Origin of the sequence: Ensifer sp. Root954, from assembly GCF_001429005.1 — a bacterium.
GTDB lineage: Bacteria > Pseudomonadota > Alphaproteobacteria > Rhizobiales > Rhizobiaceae > Ensifer > Ensifer adhaerens.
On record NZ_LMJM01000005.1, the window covers coordinates 17,283 to 36,349 of the forward strand.

Consider the following 19,067-nt stretch of genomic DNA (forward strand, 5'->3'; position numbering starts at 1 on the left):
GTTGTGGCTGCTCACTTCGGTTCCCGTCGCGACGTATCGAGACGGGAACGCTCCCTTTCGTAGTAGCGCGCGAGTGGCGGCAGGGCGCTCCTCAACTGGTCGAACACCGCGTCATGAGCTCGAAGCGTGCCGTCATATTTGGCCTGTACGAAGGCCTGGTGGCGTTCGATCGCGTCCTTCCTGGCGCCGACGGCGACGGTGAAGACCGGCGACACGGCGGTGCGGCCCTTGACGGTGATGCGATCGAGTTCGGCGATCGGGAAGGTCTTTTCGACGAGACGCGCGGTCTCCTCGCCGAGGAGCAGGGAGATGCCGTAGTCCTTCGATGCGCCTTCGAGGCGCGAGGCCAGATTGACGGCGTCGCCAAGGGCCGAATAGTCGAACCGCTGGTGCGAGCCCATGTTGCCGACGACGCATTCGCCGGTGTTGATGCCGATGCCGATCCTCAAGGTTTGGGCCGGTCGGCGTTCCCGTTTCGCCTCGCTTTCGAGTTCCCGGTTCACCCGTTCAAGCCGCGCAAGCATGTCGAGCGCCGCCCCGACTGCATGCACGGCATGGTCGGGGTCGTCGAGCGGCGCGTTCCAGAAGGCCATCAGGCAGTCGCCGATATATTTGTCGATGGTACCGCCCTGTTCGAGAACAGCTTCTGAAAGCGGCGTCAGCAGCCGGTTGACCAGTGCCGTCAAACGCTCCGGATCCTCCTTCATTTCCTCGGCGATGGTGGTAAAGCCCCGGATGTCGCAAAAGAGGATCGACAGCGTGCGCCGTTCGCCGCCGAGCCTCAGGTGTGACGGGTCTTTCGCCAGGCGCTCGACAAGGGCAGGGGAGAGGTACTGCTGGAAGGCGCGGGTGATTTCGCGGCGCTTCTTGCGTTCTTCCGCATAGTCGAGCCCGGCCTGGCCGGCAGTCACGGCAAGGAACGCAAGCCCAGGCCCAAGCGGCGACAGAAAGACGTGGCCAAGACGCATCGCGGCATAGCTGGCGGCGATGATCAGGCCGATGGCGACGGCGCCATAGGCAAGCGTGCGCCAGCCGGTCGTCCGCAGCACCGAAAAGGCCGCAAGCATCGCGGCCAGCGCAATGGCGGCAACCACATACGGTCTTGCAGCGCGCTGAATGAAAAGCTCATGGGCCAGATTGTCGTAGATGGTAGCCTGCATCTCAACGCCGGAAACGAGCTTGTTCGAATGTACGGTATCCGATGTCGTGAAGGCATCGGCCCCGCCATCGGCGATCGATGGCGCATTTTGCAGGCTGAGACCGACGAGCACGACACGGTCCTCGAACATGCCTTCTGGCAGGAAATTGTCGGGATCGAGCGCCTGGTAATAGGAGACGGTGGGATAGGTCCGCGCCGGTCCGAAGACCTGGATCAGCGCGTCCTTTGGCGGTGCGTGCGATTTTGCGCCGGCGATTGCCGCGAGCACGGCGGCAAATCCGTCCGGATAGTCGGGAACGGCGCGCAACGTTCCGTCGCCGCTGAGGCTGACGGAGGCGATCCCGGTCCAGGCGCCCTTTGCGATGAAGCGGGCGAGCGGCTCGGTGCGCACGAACTGGTCGGCCTGCGGCGCCTCCACCAGCGTCTGGTCTCCGGCAAGAACCACGTCCGCGCCGAGCGCCTTTTCCAGCGCCTCGTCGTTGGCGGCATCGGCCGAAGGTTCAGCGAAAATCACGTCGATGCCGATGGCGCGTGCGCCGGCCTTGCGCAGCGCCTCGATGAGGCGCGCATGCAGGGCGCGCGGCCAGGGCCATTGGCGCCCGATTTCGGCCATCGACGGTTCGTCGATCGCGACGATGATCGGGCTGTCCTCGGGCAGCGGCGGGCCGTCGATGGTCGACAGGTAGTCGAAGCTGCGCAACTCGTTCAGCCGCCAGGCATTGGTCAAGGTCGCCAGCGACAGCGCGATGGCGACGAAAACCGCAAGCGCAAGAAGTTTCAACCGCCGTTGCAGGAAGCGGGGGCTGTCCCATTGTCCGGACCGACCGCTCGATGCCTGCACGGCGACGCGCTCCTCCATCAGAACCGCACTTTGATCGTGCCTTTGAACGTTCGTCCCCAACCCGGCAGGCCATTGCCCAGCTCGAAATCTTCATCGAGCAGATTGAAGGCTGCCAGATCCACCTCGATCTGCTTGTCGAACGGTTCCCATTGCAAGGCGGCGTCGAGCGTCCAGAAGTCGTCGAGCGTCTTTAACCCGCCGGGTCGTGAACCGACATAGTTGGCGGCAACGGTCGTCTTGACGTTCGCCGTGCTGACCCAAGTCAGCGCCGCTTGGCCGGTGTTTTCCGGCACGAACAGCAGTTCGCCGGGCTGGCTGCCGGTGTGTTCCTTACCGTCGGCTTCCGTGTGGGCCGCTGTCAGGGAGAGGCCGAAGCCGTGGCCGATGGCAAAGTTCGCCGTTGCCGCAACCCGGTCGAGCCCGACCTTGGCATACGCAAGGCTGGTGGTCGAAAGCGGAATGTCGAGCGCGAGTTGCCGCACCTCCTGGTGCTGGTAGTCGAGCGCGGTGAAGAACCAGCTGTTCCACTCCGCGTCCCAACGCAGTGCCAGCGTATCGGCATAGCCTTCGGCGCCGAAGCGCAGCTGGTTCGGCTGCAGCCCGACGATGCCGATCGGCGCAAGGGTGGCGACGTCGAAGTTGAGGCCATCGCGCATGGCTGCCGCCCGCAGCCAATGCCCTTCGGCCGGCGCCCAGGCGATGCCGAATTTCGGTTCGAGCCTGACATCGCCGTCGTTGACGCCTTCGATATAGCGGGCAAAGAGGGCGCCTTCCGTCTTCAGGTCCGGCGTGATTTCGTAGATCGTGTCGATGTAAGCCTTGGCGACGGTCTGTGTGGCGGACGTCGAACCGGACGCGATGACGGGCGCATTGCTGCTGCCGGTGCTGACGCCCAGCGGGTCAAAAATGTCGAACGCGCTCGATGACTTTACCACGCCGCCTTCGACGCCGTAGCGCCAGGTGAAATCGCCGTCACCGTAAAGGTGATTGATGGCGGCGATATAGGTTCTCTGCTTGTCCTCGCTCCGGCTGGTGGCAAGGTCCGGAAAGCGCGGGTCCGTGAGCCGGATCCGCTCGTTTTCCGTGGTATTCTGATCGGAGAAGAAGAACGCGGCATTGGCGATATTGCGGTATCCGAAGGTATGGCTCCACGCCACGCCCGAGAGTAGCCGCGAGGAATCGTCGTCGCTCAGCCCGTCGAGCTTCAGAGGGGCCGCGCGGGGATCCGGGATATCGAAAATACTGCGTCTATCATCAAGATCGCCGTAGTTGGCATAGGCCACGACCCTGTCATCCGGCGTCGGGGAGGCCGTCACATAGCCATTGCCGCCAAGCAGGCGTGCTTCACGCTCGATCGCCAGGCCATTGCCGATATCGATCGTATCGCGCGGCTTTTCCCAATGCAGATTGCCGTAGACGCTGATCGGGAAGGGCGAGAACGTCAGCCCGCGCAGTTCCGCTTCGCCGATCCCGCCCTCATGGTCGCTGTCGGCGATGATGCCGCCTGCGACCGCGGCCTCGAAGAACGGCCGTTGGACGAGATTGGCCGTGCGCTCGCGGCTTGCCAGCATGTGCGGCTCGATCAGCAGCCCCTGGAAGAAGGCGGAGAAGCTCTGCGGATTGGCGGTGTTGACGACGGGGCTGCCATCGAAATCATAGGTGTTGAACAGCGGATTGACGCTGCCGCGGATCGCCTGGTCGACATAGCTCGATCCCGTGAACGGATCAAAGACCACATCGCCGTAATATTGCCCCCAGGCGTTCAGGCCTTGCAGGCGGAAGGCGTCGTTGAGCGTCGATCCGGCATCCTGGTTGGCGCCGAGCGGAGCACTTTCGCCGCCGCGCGCCCGCGTCCGCCGCATAAGCTCCTGCGCATAGCGGATCGCCGCATCGGAATCGTATTCGTCGATCGCAATCGCGGTCCGCACGGTCGCGACGACGGGGTCGTTCGGGTCGAGCCGGTCGGCATTGTCGAGGGCCTGTGCCGCCGGAAGGCGGTCTCCCTTTTCATAATGCGCCGCCGAGAGCAGCAATTGCGCGTTGGAATAGGCGGGGTTGGCCGTCGAACCGGCCAAGAGGTCGTCGATCGCCTTGTCCAGGTTGCCGTTCTGCAAATGGTACCGACCGCGGGCGACGAGCACGAGGTCGAAGGAAGGATCGATCGCGAGTGCCGTATCGATCTCGCGCTTTGCTTCCGCAAGCCGCATTTCATCGAGGTACTGATAGGCCAGGTTGGCGTGGTAAAGCGGATCGGCCGGATCGAGTTCCACGGCCTTCTGGAATGCTCTCTCGGCGCCGCGATTGTCGCCCCGCTCGCTTTTTGCCAGGCCCACCCAGTTCCACAGCGACGGGTCGCCCGGCGTGATTTCCAAAGCGCGCTCGAGATCCGCCAGCGCGCCTATTCGATCGTTTTCAATGAGCAAGCGGTACTTGGCGCGCGATTCCAGTGCGGTCGGGTCGTTGGGATCGTTCGCAAGCGCCTTTTCGATACCGGCGCGCGTTTCGTCTCGATCGTCGAGCAGCATTGCAAATTGCGCGCGGGCCGCTGGGAGGAACGGATCGTCCGGATATCGCCTTTCCGCCTTCTTGATCGTTTCGATCGCTGCGCGGATATCGGTGCGAAAGCCCGCGGTCCAGGCCGCAGCGAAGGCGCCATAGGCACCTGTTGCCTGAGACGGCGGCTGCTCGATCCGGTCCGGGTCGGCGAGAGCGCGTGCGAAATAGCCGCCAAAGGCCGCGACGGAGCGGCGGTCGGCGTCGAGCCCGGGGGTTGCCTTTTCGAACAGCTGTGCCGCATCGCCGTAGCGGTTTTCAGAACCGGCAATCAGCGCTTCGACGAGATAGGCGCGCGCGGCTTGAGATCGATTGAGGCCGAGGCGTCGGGCCTGTTGAAGGGCGGCTGTGGCCTGGGCTCGCCCGTCGAACCGCAGCTGGATTTCGGCGAGTGTCAGCCAGTCTTCGGCCGAGCGCGACGCTTCCGGCTGGGCTTCGATCCGTTCGCGCTCATTGCGCATGTCGCGCACCTTAAGCGGGGTTGACGGCATGAGCGCGAAGGCGTCGCGTAAAGACAGATGGAAGAGCATCTGTTCGCGGTCCTTCGGCGTCACGATCACGATCTTGGTCGGCGCTTTCCCGATGGCGGCAACGGCGCCTTCGCCCTGTTTCACGGTGACGCTGCCAAGTTCGTTGCTGAGTTCGACCACGCCTTCAAGCACGGTCAGCGAGGTCGTGTCGCCGGCGACCGTCAGTGTCCAGTCGGTGCCACGAATGGCAGCCGTTGCCGCCGGCGTGTCGATCGTCAGGCCCTGGCCGCCACGCTCCGCCCGTGCCCAGATCGTGCCTGACTGCAGTTCGAGATTGGTATCGCTGCCTGTGCCCATGCGTTTGACGCGCAACGCCGTGTTGCGGCCGAGCCGGATCTGGGTGTGGTCGGAGAAAAGCACCGCCAGCGCCCCGGTCGCATTAGTGCGCAGGATATCGCCGGACAAAAGGTCCTGTGCGAGATCGACGAAACGCCAGCTCGAAACGTCGACGAAGCGCACTTCCTCACCGGATTTGCGGGCAATCACCGATCCGGCGACGGGCGGTGTTCTTTGAACCGGCTCTGCCATGCTTGCGCCTGGACAGAGGATTGCCACTGTCGCAAGCAGTCCCCGAAGCCGTTGCCGCCCCATCTTCGTTCCTGTCTCCGCCCCACGTAGATTCAGTGAATTTCGATCAGGTTAAAGTCAATTGAATTCGAATATCCTTAATTGCTTTCCAAGCAATGCAGATTGTTCGGGAGGCAAATCTGTAACACCAGGCGGACAGCGACGCTGCCATCGCCTGCCGTTGCTTGGTGGCGGACGGATTCTTCACTGTTGCACGCGAGTGTGTCGTCCCTGAACCTGCCGTCGAACTGCCGTCGGCTTCCCTCGGTGGCTGGCGCGTCTGCTGGGGACGCAGGGCTTGCTCTCCAAGCTCTCGAGCCTGGATGTCTCGGGAAAGGCGCTGACCGCAAACCCCGGTGCCGCGCGACGCAATTCGCGCGGGGAAAAAGCAGGTGGCCGCGGGAGATGCCGAGGCCGTTGCGAACGCCTGTTCGAAGTTCTGACAGAAGGTGCGCGCCTGCCGGGGCTCACTTGCGCCGAAGCTTGAGCGTCGCCTACACCGCGGCGCGCACCCGTTCCCAGGCATTCATGAGGTGCCGACCGAGAACTTCGGAAAGCCTTGCCTTGTCGCGGGCTTCGAGCGCGACGATCATTTCCTCATGCTCGGCAACGGCCGCTGCCCATTTTTCAGGCCCCTCGTGGCCGATGAAGCGAATGCGCTTCAGCCGCGTCTGCAAGATCGCATGCATATCCGCCAAGGCGGCGTTTGCCGCCAGTTGGGCGATGGCCGAATGGATCTGCTGGTTGAGCTTGTAATACTGCAGCCGGTCACCGGCCTTGTAGCGCGAGACCATTTCGTCGTGGAGCGCGCGCACTTCGGCGATGCCGGCGTCGCTGGCGGCTTCACAGGCGAGCTTGCCGGCAAGCTCTTCCAGCGTCTGCAACACCGTCAGCATGTCACGCACGTCCTTGGCGCTGAAACGCTTGACGACGGCGCCGCGGCTCGGAACGAGCTCCACCAGTCCTTCGCTCGCCAGATACTTGATGGCTTCGCGCAGCGGCGTGCGCGAGACGCCGAGCTGCTCGCCGAGTTGACCTTCATGCAGACGCGTGCCGGGCGAGAGATCACCCTCGATGATCATGTCGCGCAGATGCGTGACCAGCGTGTCGTGCAGCGCAGTGCGTCGGATCGGGCCGGGGCCGCCCTCGGGGCGTTTCTCCAGAGAGGTAATTTCGTTCATCGTTTCGCTTCTGCATCTGGCGACTGAAGTGTCGGCCGTCTGTTCCCGTTCGCGCCAATTGAATCAGCGCTGTCTCATTAAAGCATGGAGACGGGCCCCAATATCGTCAACAGAAAATGCTGCATACAGAATACAAAAGACTTGATGCAGAATTTTGAATAACGTATGACGGCTCTTGAAAGAATGAAGTGGAGGACATCTCTCATGACGACCAACGGTGTAGCCGCTAACGGCGCGCGTCCTGTCATCGCGCTCGCTATGGGCGATCCGGCCGGCATCAGCCCGGAGCTCACGGCAAAGCTGCTGGCGCTTTCCGATATTCGTGAGGCTGCCCACATCATCACGATCGGCGATCGTCGCATCCTCGATGAAGGCGCCCGCATTGCCGGCGTCACGCTCGACCTTGCATCCTCGACCCTGGAGGGCCTCGACGCCGTCGGGACCGAGCGCCACGTGTTCGTCGACCTTGGCCATCTCGATCCGGCCGACGTCGTCCGCGGCGAGGCGACGCTTGCGGGCGGCACCTTTGCGACCCGCAACTTTCGCGTAGCGCTCGAGTTGGCGCATGCCGGCAAGGCAGAAGCAGTCTGCTTCACGCCCTTCAACAAGAAGGCGATGCGCTTTGCCTATCCGGGCTACGACGACGAGATCCGTTTCGTCTCCGACGTTCTCAACTTCACGGGCAAGGTCCGGGAATTCAACGTTCTCGAGAAGGTCTGGAACGCCCGCGTCACCTCGCACATTCCGATCAAGGAAGTGGCCGACAACCTGTCGGTCGAGGCGATCCTTGCCGAGCTCGAGCTGACCCAGAGCTGCCTCAAGGAAGCCGGTTACAGCGAGGCGAAGATTGCTGTTGCCGGTCTCAACCCGCACGCCGGCGACGGCGGCAGCTTCGGCATGGAAGAGATCGACATCATCGAGCCGGCCGTCGAGAAGGCCAAGGCGCGCGGCTTCAACGTCGACGGCCCGTTCCCGGCTGACACAGTCTTCGGCCGCGCCCTGAAGGAAGGCTACAACGCCGTCATGACCATGTACCACGACCAGGGACAGATCGCGATGAAGCTGATCGGCTTCGACAAGGGCGTGACGATGATGGGCGGCCTGCCGTTCCCGCTCTGCACGCCGGCCCACGGCACGGCCTACGACATCGCCGGCAAGGGTATTGCCGACGTCGGCGCCAGCCGCGAAGCGCTGCTTCTGGCAGTGCGCATGGCGAAGAAAAAGGCGGCTCTCAAGGCTGCTGCCTGATTTCGCACGCTTTCAAGCAATAACGGCGCAGGAGGAGGTCTTGCGCCGCAGAACCACAAAAACGGGAGGACCCGCATGAAGAATACCGTCTCCATCGCATGCATCATGGCAGCCGTTTTCGGCGTTGCTGCTCCGGCCGCCGCTTTCGAGCCCGATCGTCCAGTTGAATTCGTCGTCACCGCCGGCCCCGGCGGCGGCACCGACATCTTCGCCCGCACGATCCAGGCGATCATCGGCAAGTACGAGCTGATGAAGGCTCCGGTCGTCGTGACCAACAAGGGCAGCGCCGGCGGCGCCGAAGGCTTCGTCTACACGGCGACCAACAAGGGCGACGCCTACAAGCTGGCATTCGGCACCAACAACGCCTACCTGCTGCCGGTCCGCGCCAAGGTTCCCTACAAGGCTGAAGACCTGACGCCGGTTGCGGCGCTTGCTTCCGACGAGTTCGTTCTCTGGGTCAACGGCAAGGCCTCCTACAACACCGCTGCCGACTTTGCCGCCAAGGCGAAGGAAGGCGGCCTCAAGATCGGCGGCAGCCAGTCGAAGGACGTCGACCAGATCCTGACCTCGATGATCAACGAGACGACCGGCTCGACGATCAACTACATCCCGTTCAAGAGCGGCGGCGAAGCGGCCGTTCAGCTCGCCGGCGAGCACCTCGATGCCAACGTCAACAACCCGAGCGAAAACCTTGGCCAGTGGCAGGCCGGCATGGTCAAGCCGCTTTGCGTCTTCAAGAGCGTCAAGCTTTCGAACGAAACCAAGGTTGCCGGCGACAAGGCCTGGAGCGACATCCCCACTTGCAAGGAATCGGGCATCGCCATCGACAACTACTCCATGCCGCGCACCGTCTGGCTGCCGGCTGGCGTTGACCAGGATGTGGTCAAGTTCTATGCGGACCTGATGCGCAAGGTTTCGGAAACGCCGGAATGGGCGAAGTACCTGGCCGACACGTCGCAGTCGCCCGCCTACATCGCTGGCGACGACTTCAAGGCCGCCATCGAAATGGATGGCGCTGCTGTCGGCGAGGTGCTGAAGCGCGAAGGTTGGCTCGCCAACTAACAGGCGACGATCGGGACGGGTGCCATCCGGCGCCCGTCATTCGCTTTGAAAGGTCACGATCATGAGCGAGAACGGTGCGAATGGGGTCTCCCGCTTCGCGGTTGAGCTTGGTGTTGCCGCACTGACCGGCGCCTTCGGTGCTGCGGTCTGCTACGGATCTCTCGATATCGGCGCGGGCTGGACGGAATTCGGTCCCGAAGCCGGCTATTTTCCCTTCTATGTCGGGCTTCTGATCCTTCTCGGAAGCGTCGCCAATGCGATCCACGCCTTCGTGAAACATCGCGGGTCCGGTGAAATCTTCATCGACGGTCACCGCGCCAAGGTGGTGGCATCGTTCCTGCTGCCGCTGGTTGTCTTTGCCGGCGTATCCGCCTGGCTCGGCCTTTATGTCGGGACGGCGCTCTATATCGCCGGAACCATGCTCTTCCAGGGGCGCTACAAATGGTGGATCGCGCTGCCGTCGGGCATCGCCGTTTCGCTGTTTTTCTTCATCGTATTCGAGTTCGGTTTCAAGGTTCCCCTGCTCAAGGGACCGATCGAGGCCTGGTTCGGGATCTATTGATTCCGACCGCTCAAGGGCATGTCGCGTAAGCGCGCACAGCGGTCTTGCGCTAACGACAAGCAAAAAAAAGTCAAAGACTTAAAGCGCGGGGAGCGAGCCTCAAGGATCGTGACGTGCTTTAAGCCCCGGGAGGAATGACATGGAAAATATCGGTCTTCTGATCGATGGCTTCGGCCACATCCTCAGCTGGAACCATATCCTGCTGATGATGATCGGCGTCACGCTCGGCATTCTGGTCGGGGTGCTGCCCGGCCTTGGCGCGCCGAACGGCGTTTCGCTGCTCTTGCCGCTGACTTTCTCGATGGACCCGATCTCCGCCATCATCCTGCTCTCCTGCATGTACTGGGGGGCGCTCTTCGGCGGATCGACCACATCGATCCTGTTCAACATTCCCGGCGAACCCTCGTCGGTGGCGACCACGTTCGACGGCTATCCGATGGCGAAAGCCGGGCAGGCGAGCCGAGCGCTGACGCTCGCCTTCGTATCCGCCGGCATCGGCGCGCTGGCCGGCGTCGTGATGATCACACTGCTTTCCGGCTGGGTCGCGAACTTCGCACTGCGTTTCTCGTCGCCGGAATACTTCGCGGTCTACTTCCTTGCGTTTGCAAGTTTCATCTCGATGGGCGCGCAATCGCCCTTCAAGACGCTCGTCTCGATGATGCTCGGCTTCGCGCTTGCTTCCGTCGGCATGGACACGATCTCCGGCGACCTGCGCCTGACCTTCGATATCCCGACGCTGATCAAGGGCGTCAGCTTCCTGATCGCGGTCATGGGTCTCTTCGGCATCGGCGAACTGCTGCTGACGACGGAAGAGGGCCTGCGCTTCGAAGGCATTAAGGCGCGCGTCAAGCTCGTCGAGATCGGCCGCACGCTGGTCGAGATCCCGCGCTACTGGTTCACGATCCTGCGCTCGACGATCATCGGCATCTGGATGGGCATCACGCCCGCCGGCCCGACCGCGGCTTCCTTCATGAGCTACGGCGTTGCCCGTCGCTCGGCCCGTGACAAGTCGAAGTTCGGCAAGGGCGACCCGCGCGGCGTCGTCGCACCCGAGACCGCCGACCACTCGGCCGGTACCTCGGCGCTGCTGCCGATGCTGGCGCTCGGCGTTCCCGGCTCGGCAACGGCGGCCGTCATGATGGGCGGCCTGATGATCTGGGGCCTGACCCCCGGCCCGATGCTTTTTACCGAGCGGCCGGACTTCGTCTGGGGCCTGATCGCGTCCATGTATCTCGGCAACGTCGTCGCCGTCTTCCTGGTGATCGCCACCGTGCCGCTCTACGCCTCGATCCTGCGCGTGCCTTTTGCGATCATCGGTCCGATCATCGTCGCCGTCATCTTCTCCGGCGCCTATCAGGTGGCAAACTCGGTCTCCGACATCTTCATGGTCATCGGCTTTGGCGTACTCGGCTACGTCTTCAAGAAGCTCGACTACCCGCTTGCGCCGCTGGTTCTGGCCATGGTGCTCGGCGACAAGGCTGAGGACGCCTTCCGCCAGTCGATGCTTCTTTCCGGCGGTACCCTGAACATCTTCTGGTCAAACCCGCTGGTTTCCTCTCTGATGGCGCTTGCTCTTGCCCTTCTGCTGTCGCCGCTTGTCTTCGGGCTGGTCGGCCTGGTCCGCAAGCGCAAGCAAGATGCGGCCACGCCGCATGGCGACGGCAGCGCGGCGGCTTGACGGAGCCGCCGCACCTCAAAACAAGCGCATCGGAAAAGCGCGGCGCGGTCTGCTTATAGACTGCGTCGCAAAATAAGTGAGGAAAACCATGGCGAACCCATCGCGCAAATGGACCCGTGAAACCTGGCCGATCGCGGCCGCGATGATCCAGTATCCGAACGTGCTAGCAGACGGCAGCTCCGTGCAGGATCAGTCGGTCGAGCAATGGGCCGAGACACTCGCCGATGTCGTCGACGCCGGCTTCACCGAGCTCGACCCGACCGACAGCTGGATCCGGCTCGCCGACCTCCCGGCCGCGCGGCGCGATGACTTCGTCAAGCTGACGCGTGACCTTGGCCTTTCCATGCCGGCGATCTCGACTTCGCGGCGTAGCGTCATTGATCCGGAGCATGGCGACGAATATCTCGCCTACGGACATCGGGTCATCGACACGGCTGCGGCCATCGGCGCCGGCTCCGTTTCCTTCGGCTTCTTCGGGCCTTTGACCGACGCGCAGAAGAAAGCGCTCTGGTTCTGGACCGTCGACGGCGTCAAGAACCCGGAAGACCCCGCGGTCTGGAGACAAGCGGTTCAGCGCATCCGCGAACTTGGTCGCCATGCCGAGGAACTCGGCATCGAGCTGGCGCTCGAGATGTACGAGGACACCTATATCGGCTCGGCCGACAGCGCCGTGCGCTTCGTTACCGATGTCGGCCTGCCGAACGTCGGCATCAATGCCGATCTCGGCAATCTCGTGCGCCTTCACCGCCCGGTCGAGCACTGGCAGCCGATGATGGCCAAGGTTGCACCCTTCGCCAAATACTGGCACGTCAAGAATTACTACCGCACCGAGGATGAGACCTCGGGGCTGGTGGTCACCCATCCGGCGCCGCTGGAATTCGGCGTTATCAACTATCGGGCGGCGATCCGTATGGCCTTGGCGCATGGCTTCGACAGCCCGTTTCTCTGCGAGCATTACGGTGGCGACGGGCTCTCCGTCAGCGCCGCCAACCGGGACTATCTGAGGCGCATTCTGCCTCGCGACTAAGGGAAGAGACGCGATGACCACAATCTTTGACGCACCGGAAGAATTTGCGACGACCGCGCTTGCCGGATTCAGCTCGATTTACGCGCGCAACGTCCGTCTCGTGAAGGGCGGCGTCGTGCGCTCGACCAAAGTGCCGAAGGGCAAGGTCGCCGTCGTCGTCGGCGGCGGCTCCGGCCACTACCCGGCCTTTGCCGGCTATGTTGGCCCGGGCATGGCGGATGCGGCCGTGGCCGGTGACGTCTTCGCCTCACCTTCGACCGCGGCAGTTGCCCGCGTCTGCCGGGTGGCTGACCAGGGCGGCGGCGTGCTGCTTGGCTTCGGCAACTATGCCGGCGACGTCTTGAACTTCGGCGTTGCCGCCGAGCGGCTGCGCGCCGAAGGCATCGACGTGCGGATCGTGCCGGTGACGGACGACGTGGCGAGCGCCTCTGCCGAAACCCCGGCCAAGCGCCGCGGCATCGCCGGCGACCTCGTGGTCTTCAAGGTTGCTGGAGCCGCAGCGGAAGCGGGCCTCAATCTCGACGAAGTTGAGCGCGTCACCCGTCTTGCAAACGACCGCACCGTCTCCTTCGGTGTGGCTTTCGGCGGCTGCACGCTTCCGGGCGCCAAGGGTCCGCTCTTCACCGTTCCAAAGGGCGAGATGGCCCTTGGTCTCGGCATCCACGGCGAGCCGGGTATCCGCGAAGAAAAGATGGTTTCGGCAACTGAGTTCGCGAAGCTGCTCGTCGGCAAACTGCTCGCCGAGCGGCCGGCGGATGTGCGCAAGGTCGCACCGCTTCTGAACGGCCTCGGCTCGACCAAGTATGAAGAACTCTTCGTGCTTTGGGTTGCGATCGAAAAGGAACTGAAGGCGGCTGGCCTGGAGATCGTCGATCCGGAATGCGGCGAATTCGTCACCAGCCTCGACATGCAGGGCTGCTCGCTGACGCTGATGTGGCTGAACGACGAGCTCGAGACCTACTGGCGCGCGGCTTGCGATGCGCCGGCCCTGCGCAAGGGGGCGATCATCGCCACCGAGCCCGCGACGGACACGCTCAAGGATGACGAGGACGCCATTTCCTTCGCAGCGGCTTCCGAGACCTCCCGTCAGAGCGGCGCGTGCATTGCGCGGCTGATCGGCGAAATGGCCGAGGCGCTGAAGCAGGCGGAAGACGAACTCGGTCGCATCGACGCCTTTGCCGGCGACGGCGACCACGGACAGGGCATGCGCCGCGGTTCGGCCGCGGCCAACGATGCCGCGAAGGCGGCGGTTGCAGCGGGTGCAGGCGCCGCCAGCGTTCTGGCGGTGGCGGGCGATGCCTGGGCGGACCGGGCCGGCGGCACGTCGGGCGCGATTTGGGGCCTGCTGTTGCGCGCCTGGAGCAATGCCTTCAACGATGATGCAGCCCCGACCGATGCCGCGATTGTCGACGGTGCCCGCCGTGCGCTCGATGGCGTGACCCGCCTCGGCCGCGCCCGTGTCGGCGACAAGACCCTTGTCGATGCATTGGTGCCTTTCGTCGAGACCCTGGAGCGCGAGTTTGCCGCCGGAAAGCCGTTGATCGAGGCATGGCAGGCGGCGGCAAAGGCTGCGACCGAAGCGGCCGAAGCTACTTCGAGCCTGACGCCGAAGCTCGGCCGGGCACGGCCGCTTGCGGAAAAAAGCATCGGTCATCCGGACGCCGGCGCCGTTTCTCTGGCGCTGACGGCACGCGTTGCCGCCGGTGTCCTGGCGCAGGCCGCAAAGGCCTAAGAAACGTTATCTCCTCCGATCGGGCGGCGCCGTCGCCCGATCGGAACCTCCCCCCGTGTAACCGCTGAATTGCCCTGCGCCAATCGGCGCCGCCACACGCTGCCGCGCAATGAGCGTCCCCGACTGCCCAGGCACGGCCTTCCGTGGCTTTTTCAACACAATCTGCAGTCATTGTTGGGGAAACCCGACCAATTTTATCGTCTGCTAAAAGCTTGCCACGGAATTGCCCGATCGCGGGCTATGGCTTTGGTTTCCTGCAGCGTGCGCTATGTGCTTAAGTTCGTGTGCCGCCGGTCAAATGACAATCATTTCTGACGTTCCGAGAAGGAGACAAGAATGAAAAAGAGTTTTGCCGTAAAGGTGTCCGCAGCGTCTCTGGTTCTCGCTGGCGCGATCGCCGCAAACGCAGCCGATCTCGCGACAGTTCAACCGCAGCCCGAGCCCGACACAAGCAACGGCGTCAAGATTGGTTACCTCGATTGCAACATCGCTGGCGGTGTCGGCTATGTGCTCGGCTCGGCCAAGGAAGTCGACTGCGTCTTCCGCTCGACCATGGGTGCTGAAGCCTCCGACCACTATTCCGGCGCCATCCGCAAGATGGGCGTCGATGTCGGCTTCACGACGCAGAGCCGCCTGATTTGGGCCGTGTTCGCGCCGACCGCCGGCTACCACCGCGGTTCGCTCGGCGGTCTCTACCAGGGTGCAACGGCGGAAGCGACCGTCGGCGCCGGTATCGGTGCCAACATCCTCGTCGGCGGCACCTCCGGTTCGATCCACCTGCAGACGATCAGCGTGACCGGCCAGATCGGCCTGAACCTCGCGGCCACCGGCACGTCGATGACGCTGACGGCCGTCAACTAACGTCGTTTGGGCGGCCCGTTGCACCTCCCACAACGGGGCGTCGAAAGACCGGGTAAGACGCAAAGGCACCGCACGCTGGAGACGGCGCGCGGTGCCTTTGTTTTTTGGCCTGTTGCCATTGGCCGATTCGCGTTTAAGGAATGCGGCCAGGAATCGTGCGCCGACAGGGCGAACTTCGAGGGGTTGGATTGAACAAAAGCCTTTGCCTGGGCGTCGTTGCCCTTTGCCTTGCGTCTGAGCCGCGGTTCGCCTCTGCCGAATGGCAGCCGGTCGAAAAGGAAGCGCTCTACACAATCACCGGGCAGACGGGTGCCGAGCTCTACGCCTCGATCGGCGAACGGGGTCCGAAAGCCGGAATCGGCAGGGCGATCGCACACACCAACTTCAAGCTGACCTGGACGCGAAAATATGAAGAGCAAGGCGGTGCCTGCGTGCTGGCGGTGGCAAAGCCGAAACTGATCATCACCTACACCCTGCCGAAACCGGCAAGGCCGCTGCCTTCAGGCACGCGCGAAAACTGGGACATCTTCATCGACGGCGTGCGCAAGCACGAACTCGTGCACGGCGATTTCATCAAGGAGATGGTCCGCGCGATCGAGCAGGCGACGCTGGGCCTCACTGTTCCCGACGATCCGAAGTGCCGCAAGATCAGGACCGTCATGACCGAGCGCCTCGGCGCGCTCTCGCAGACGCAGCGCCAGCGCAGCCGCGACTTCGACCAGGTCGAGTTGACCGATGGCGGCAATATTCACCAGTTGATTCTGAAGTTGGTCAACGGGCCGTAACCGCCTCGTTCTCAGCTCGGAAAGGCGCCGAACCTCTGCCCGGCGCCGTATCACTCACGCATAACGCACCAAAAACTCTTCGGCCGTCAGCTCGCGGAAATCGTCGAGCGCGCGGCGCAGGCGCTGGTGGTCCCAGTCCCACCACGAGAGCGCGTCCATCCGCTCGCCGACGCCCTCGTTGAAACGGGCGCGGATGAGCTTGGCGGGCACGCCGCCGACGATGGTGTAGGGCTCGACGTCCTTCGAGACGACTGCGCCGGCGCCGATAACAGCACCGTTGCCGACAGTGACGCCCGGCAGGATGGTGGCGCCGTGGCCGATCCACACATCATGGCCGATCGTCACCCTGTTCGAGCGCCGCCAGGCGAAAAGGTCGTGGTCGAGTTGGGTATCGTCCCAATAGTTCGGCGCGCGATAGGTGAAGTGATGCAGCGTCGCCCGCCAGGTCGGGTGGTTGGTGGCGTTGATGCGCACGGCGGCTGCGATGTTGACGAACTTGCCGATCGTTGCGCACCAGATCGAGCCGTCCTGCATGATGTAGGAGTAGTCGCCGAACTCGACCTCGTCGAGCCTTGAGCGCTCCTGCACTTCGGTGTAGCGGCCGAGCGTCGAATTGTTGACGCTCGCCGTTGGGTGGATAAAGGGCTCGAGCCCGAGCTTCTGGCTCATGCGGCAGCCTTTCGCGGCGAGAAGGCCGAGACGTCGAGAATGCGATCGGCAACGGCGTCGCGCACTTCCTCGTCGTGGAAAATGCCGATCAGCGCGGTGCCCTTGGCCTTTTTCTCGGCGATCAGTTCGACGACAACCGCCCGGTTCTTCGCGTCGAGCGACGCGGTCGGCTCGTCGAGCAACAGGATCTTGTGGTCGGTGATGAAGCCGCGGGCGATGTTGACGCGTTGCTGTTCGCCGCCGGAGAAGGTCGCCGGTGGCAGGCTCCAGAGTTCGCGCGGCAGGTTCAGCTTGTTCAACAGTTCGGCCGCATGGGTGCGGGCCTCTTCGAGCGGCATGCCGCGGGCCTGTAGCGGCTCGGCGACGATGTCGAGGGAGGAGACGCGCGGCACCACCCGCAGGAACTGGCTGACATAGCCGAGCGTCGTGCGCCGGACTTCGAGCACCGTGCGCGGCTCGGCCGTTGCCAGATTGACCAGCTTGCCGTCGTGATCCATCAGGATCTGGCCTTCGTCGACGCCGTAATTGCCGTAGAGCATTTTCAGGATCGAGCTCTTGCCGACGCCGGAGGGGCCGCCGAGAACGACGCATTCGCCGGCCTTCACCGAGAAGGAGACGTTGGCGACGACCGGCCGGCGGATACCGTCACGCAGATGCATGGTGAAGCTTTTTGCGACTTCGGAAACAACAAGGGGCGTGGCCATGGTTTACACCTGCAGGATCGAGGAGACGAGGAGCTGGGTATAGGGCTCGCGCGGATCGTCGAGCACGCGGTCGGTCAGCCCCTGTTCGATGACCGCTCCATCCTTCATCACCATCATGCGGTGTGAAAGAAGGCGGGCGACGGCGAGATCGTGGGTGACGATGATGGCGGCAAGCCCGAGGTCATGCACGAGGCCGCGCACGAGATCGAGCAGGCGCGCCTGAACCGAGACGTCGAGGCCGCCGGTCGGCTCGTCCATGAAGACGAGGCGCGGGGAGGTGACGAGGTTGCGGGCGATCTGGAGGCGCTGACGCATGCCGCCCGAAAAGGCGCGCGGCTGGTCGTCGATGCGGTCGATGCCGATTTCCACCCGCTCCAGCCAGTCGCTGGCGGTGGCGCGGATGTTGCCGTAGTGGCGATCGCCGACGGCCATCAACCGCTCGCCGACATTGGCGCCGGCAGACACGGTCATGCGCAGGCCGTCGGCCGGGTTCTGGTGCACGAAGCCCCAGTCGGTACGCATCAGGAAGCGGCGCTCGGCTTCGCCCATGCGGGCGAGGTCACGGTACTGACCGTCGCGCATGTGGTACTCGACGATACCGGAGGTCGGCATCAGACGGGTCGAGAGGCACGACAGAAGTGTCGTCTTGCCCGAGCCGGATTCGCCGACGATGGCGAGCACTTCGCCCGCATAGAGCTCGAAGGAAACGTTGCGGCAGCCGATGCGGCTTCCGTAGAACTTCGAGACGTCGTTCACTTTCAGAAGCGGGAGCGTACTCATTCTGCGGCTTCCTTTCGGGCAAGCATGTGACCTGCATGGCCGCAGGCGCGGCGGTCTTCGCAATGATCGGTATCGGAGCAGACGAACATGCGTCCGCCCTTGTCGTCGAGGATCACCTCGTCGAGATAGACGTCCTCGGCGCCGCAGAGCGCGCAGGGCTTGTCGAAGCTCTGGATCTCGAAGGGATGGTCGTCGAAATCGAGGCTGACGACTTCGGTATAGGGCGGGACAGCGTAGATCCGCTTTTCGCGACCGGCGCCGAAGAGCTGCAGCGCTTCCGACATATGCATCTTCGGATTGTCGAACTTAGGCGTCGGCGACGGGTCCATCACGTAACGTCCCTCGACCTTGACCGGATAGGCGTAGGTCGTGGCGATATGGCCGTTGCGGGCGATGTCCTCATAGAGCTTCACATGCATCAGCCCGTATTCCTCGAGCGCATGCATCTTCCGCGTCTCGGTCTCGCGCGGCTCGAGGAAGCGCAAGGGTTCCGGGATCGGCACCTGGTAGACGAGCGTCTGTCCCTCCGAGAGTTTTTCCTCCGGAATGCGGTGGCGCGTCTGGATGATCGTCGCGTCTTTCGTCCGGGTGGTGACGGCAACGTCGGCGACCTTCTGGAAAAAGGCGCGGATGGAAACCGCGTTGGTTGTGTCGTCGGCGCCCTGGTCGATGACCTTCAAGACGTCCTGCGGACCGAGGATCGAGGCGGTGACCTGCACGCCGCCGGTACCCCAGCCGTAGGGCATCGGCATTTCGCGCGACGCAAATGGAACCTGGTAGCCGGGAATGGCGATCGCCTTCAGGATCGCGCGGCGGATCATGCGCTTGGTTTGTTCGTCCAGATAGGCGAAATTATAGGTAGCAAGGTCGTTCATCGCTGATTACCCTTGAGTGTGTCGACCGCTGATGAGGCCAGGATTTGAGCGAGATTTTCGTCTGGGTGATTGGGATCTTCGTGCTGTGTTCGGCGGTTGCCGGCCTGTTCGGCATTGCCCGCCGGCCGCAGCGCGGGCCGGAGAGCAGGGCGCGTAAGAACGACGGAGGTGGCGACGCCAGTGGTGTCTATGCCGGTGACGGCGGCGATTGTGGTGGCGGGGATGGCGGCGGCGATTGAACCGCTAGGGCTGG

General features: G+C 63.6%; 16 protein-coding genes. 9 read left to right on the forward strand and 7 right to left on the reverse strand.

Annotated features, from left to right (window positions below; all coding sequences use genetic code 11):
* Positions 1–11 precede the first annotated feature (11 nt).
* The 3 genes from ASE71_RS05270 to ASE71_RS05280 form a co-directional block, all read right to left on the reverse strand.
* Positions 12–2,018 carry a CHASE2 domain-containing protein gene (locus ASE71_RS05270; RefSeq protein ID WP_082566452.1) on the reverse strand — a complete coding sequence of 669 codons (2,007 nt, stop codon included), beginning with the start codon at positions 2,016–2,018 and terminating at the stop codon, positions 12–14.
* Positions 2,018–5,674 (reverse strand): FecR domain-containing protein, encoded by a 3,657-nt coding sequence (locus ASE71_RS05275; protein WP_060520516.1) that lies wholly within the window; start codon positions 5,672–5,674, stop codon positions 2,018–2,020. Before ASE71_RS05275 ends, ASE71_RS05270 begins: the two co-directional genes overlap by 1 nt.
* Before the next feature lie 470 nt (positions 5,675–6,144).
* A complete protein-coding gene (locus tag ASE71_RS05280) occupies positions 6,145–6,831 on the reverse strand; it encodes a GntR family transcriptional regulator (RefSeq protein WP_034800075.1) in 687 nt (228 codons plus the stop codon).
* Positions 6,832–7,035: 204 nt separating this feature from the next.
* On the opposite strand from ASE71_RS05280, the gene ASE71_RS05285 reads away from it, so the two are divergent.
* From ASE71_RS05285 to ASE71_RS05320, 8 genes are all read left to right on the forward strand, one after another.
* Positions 7,036–8,079, forward strand: coding sequence for a 4-hydroxythreonine-4-phosphate dehydrogenase PdxA (locus tag ASE71_RS05285; RefSeq protein WP_060520517.1), 1,044 nt, complete (start codon positions 7,036–7,038; stop codon positions 8,077–8,079).
* A gap of 75 nt (positions 8,080–8,154) precedes the next feature.
* A complete protein-coding gene (locus ASE71_RS05290) occupies positions 8,155–9,141 on the forward strand; it encodes a Bug family tripartite tricarboxylate transporter substrate binding protein (RefSeq protein ID WP_060520518.1) in 987 nt (328 codons plus the stop codon).
* A gap of 61 nt (positions 9,142–9,202) precedes the next feature.
* A complete protein-coding gene (locus tag ASE71_RS05295) occupies positions 9,203–9,703 on the forward strand; it encodes a tripartite tricarboxylate transporter TctB family protein (protein WP_034800080.1) in 501 nt (166 codons plus the stop codon).
* A 139-nt stretch (positions 9,704–9,842) separates the two neighbouring features.
* Positions 9,843–11,381 (forward strand): tripartite tricarboxylate transporter permease, encoded by a 1,539-nt coding sequence (locus ASE71_RS05300; protein ID WP_034800081.1) that lies wholly within the window; start codon positions 9,843–9,845, stop codon positions 11,379–11,381.
* Positions 11,382–11,469: 88 nt separating this feature from the next.
* Positions 11,470–12,408 carry a sugar phosphate isomerase/epimerase family protein gene (locus ASE71_RS05305; protein WP_034800082.1) on the forward strand — a complete coding sequence of 313 codons (939 nt, stop codon included), beginning with the start codon at positions 11,470–11,472 and terminating at the stop codon, positions 12,406–12,408.
* 13 nt (positions 12,409–12,421) lie between these two features.
* Positions 12,422–14,140 carry a dihydroxyacetone kinase family protein gene (locus ASE71_RS05310; protein ID WP_060520519.1) on the forward strand — a complete coding sequence of 573 codons (1,719 nt, stop codon included), beginning with the start codon at positions 12,422–12,424 and terminating at the stop codon, positions 14,138–14,140.
* 336 nt (positions 14,141–14,476) lie between these two features.
* Positions 14,477–15,001, forward strand: coding sequence for a DUF992 domain-containing protein (locus tag ASE71_RS05315; protein ID WP_034800084.1), 525 nt, complete (start codon positions 14,477–14,479; stop codon positions 14,999–15,001).
* Positions 15,002–15,141: 140 nt separating this feature from the next.
* Complete coding sequence (locus ASE71_RS05320) at positions 15,142–15,786, forward strand: DUF922 domain-containing Zn-dependent protease (RefSeq protein ID WP_060520520.1); 645 nt, start codon at positions 15,142–15,144, stop codon at positions 15,784–15,786.
* Between the two features lie 54 nt (positions 15,787–15,840).
* Here the strand turns inward: ASE71_RS05320 and ASE71_RS05325 are convergent, their stop codons facing one another.
* From ASE71_RS05325 to ASE71_RS05340, 4 genes are read right to left on the reverse strand one after another with little or no spacing between them, the layout of a single operon-like run.
* The gene (locus ASE71_RS05325; RefSeq protein WP_034800086.1) at positions 15,841–16,455 is read right to left on the reverse strand and encodes a DapH/DapD/GlmU-related protein; all 615 of its coding nucleotides are present in this window, start codon (positions 16,453–16,455) and stop codon (positions 15,841–15,843) included.
* Positions 16,452–17,159, reverse strand: a complete 708-nt coding sequence (gene phnL / locus ASE71_RS05330; RefSeq protein ID WP_034800087.1) for a phosphonate C-P lyase system protein PhnL — start codon at positions 17,157–17,159, stop codon at positions 16,452–16,454. Before phnL ends, ASE71_RS05325 begins: the two co-directional genes overlap by 4 nt.
* Before the next feature lie 3 nt (positions 17,160–17,162).
* The gene (gene phnK / locus ASE71_RS05335) at positions 17,163–17,939 is read right to left on the reverse strand and encodes a phosphonate C-P lyase system protein PhnK (RefSeq protein WP_043623284.1); all 777 of its coding nucleotides are present in this window, start codon (positions 17,937–17,939) and stop codon (positions 17,163–17,165) included.
* A complete protein-coding gene (locus ASE71_RS05340) occupies positions 17,936–18,814 on the reverse strand; it encodes an alpha-D-ribose 1-methylphosphonate 5-phosphate C-P-lyase PhnJ (protein ID WP_034800089.1) in 879 nt (292 codons plus the stop codon). The genes phnK and ASE71_RS05340 overlap by 4 nt, the downstream gene beginning before the upstream one ends.
* Before the next feature lie 44 nt (positions 18,815–18,858).
* On the opposite strand from ASE71_RS05340, the gene ASE71_RS05345 reads away from it, so the two are divergent.
* Positions 18,859–19,053 (forward strand): hypothetical protein, encoded by a 195-nt coding sequence (locus ASE71_RS05345; protein ID WP_060520521.1) that lies wholly within the window; start codon positions 18,859–18,861, stop codon positions 19,051–19,053.
* Positions 19,054–19,067: the final 14 nt, after the last annotated feature.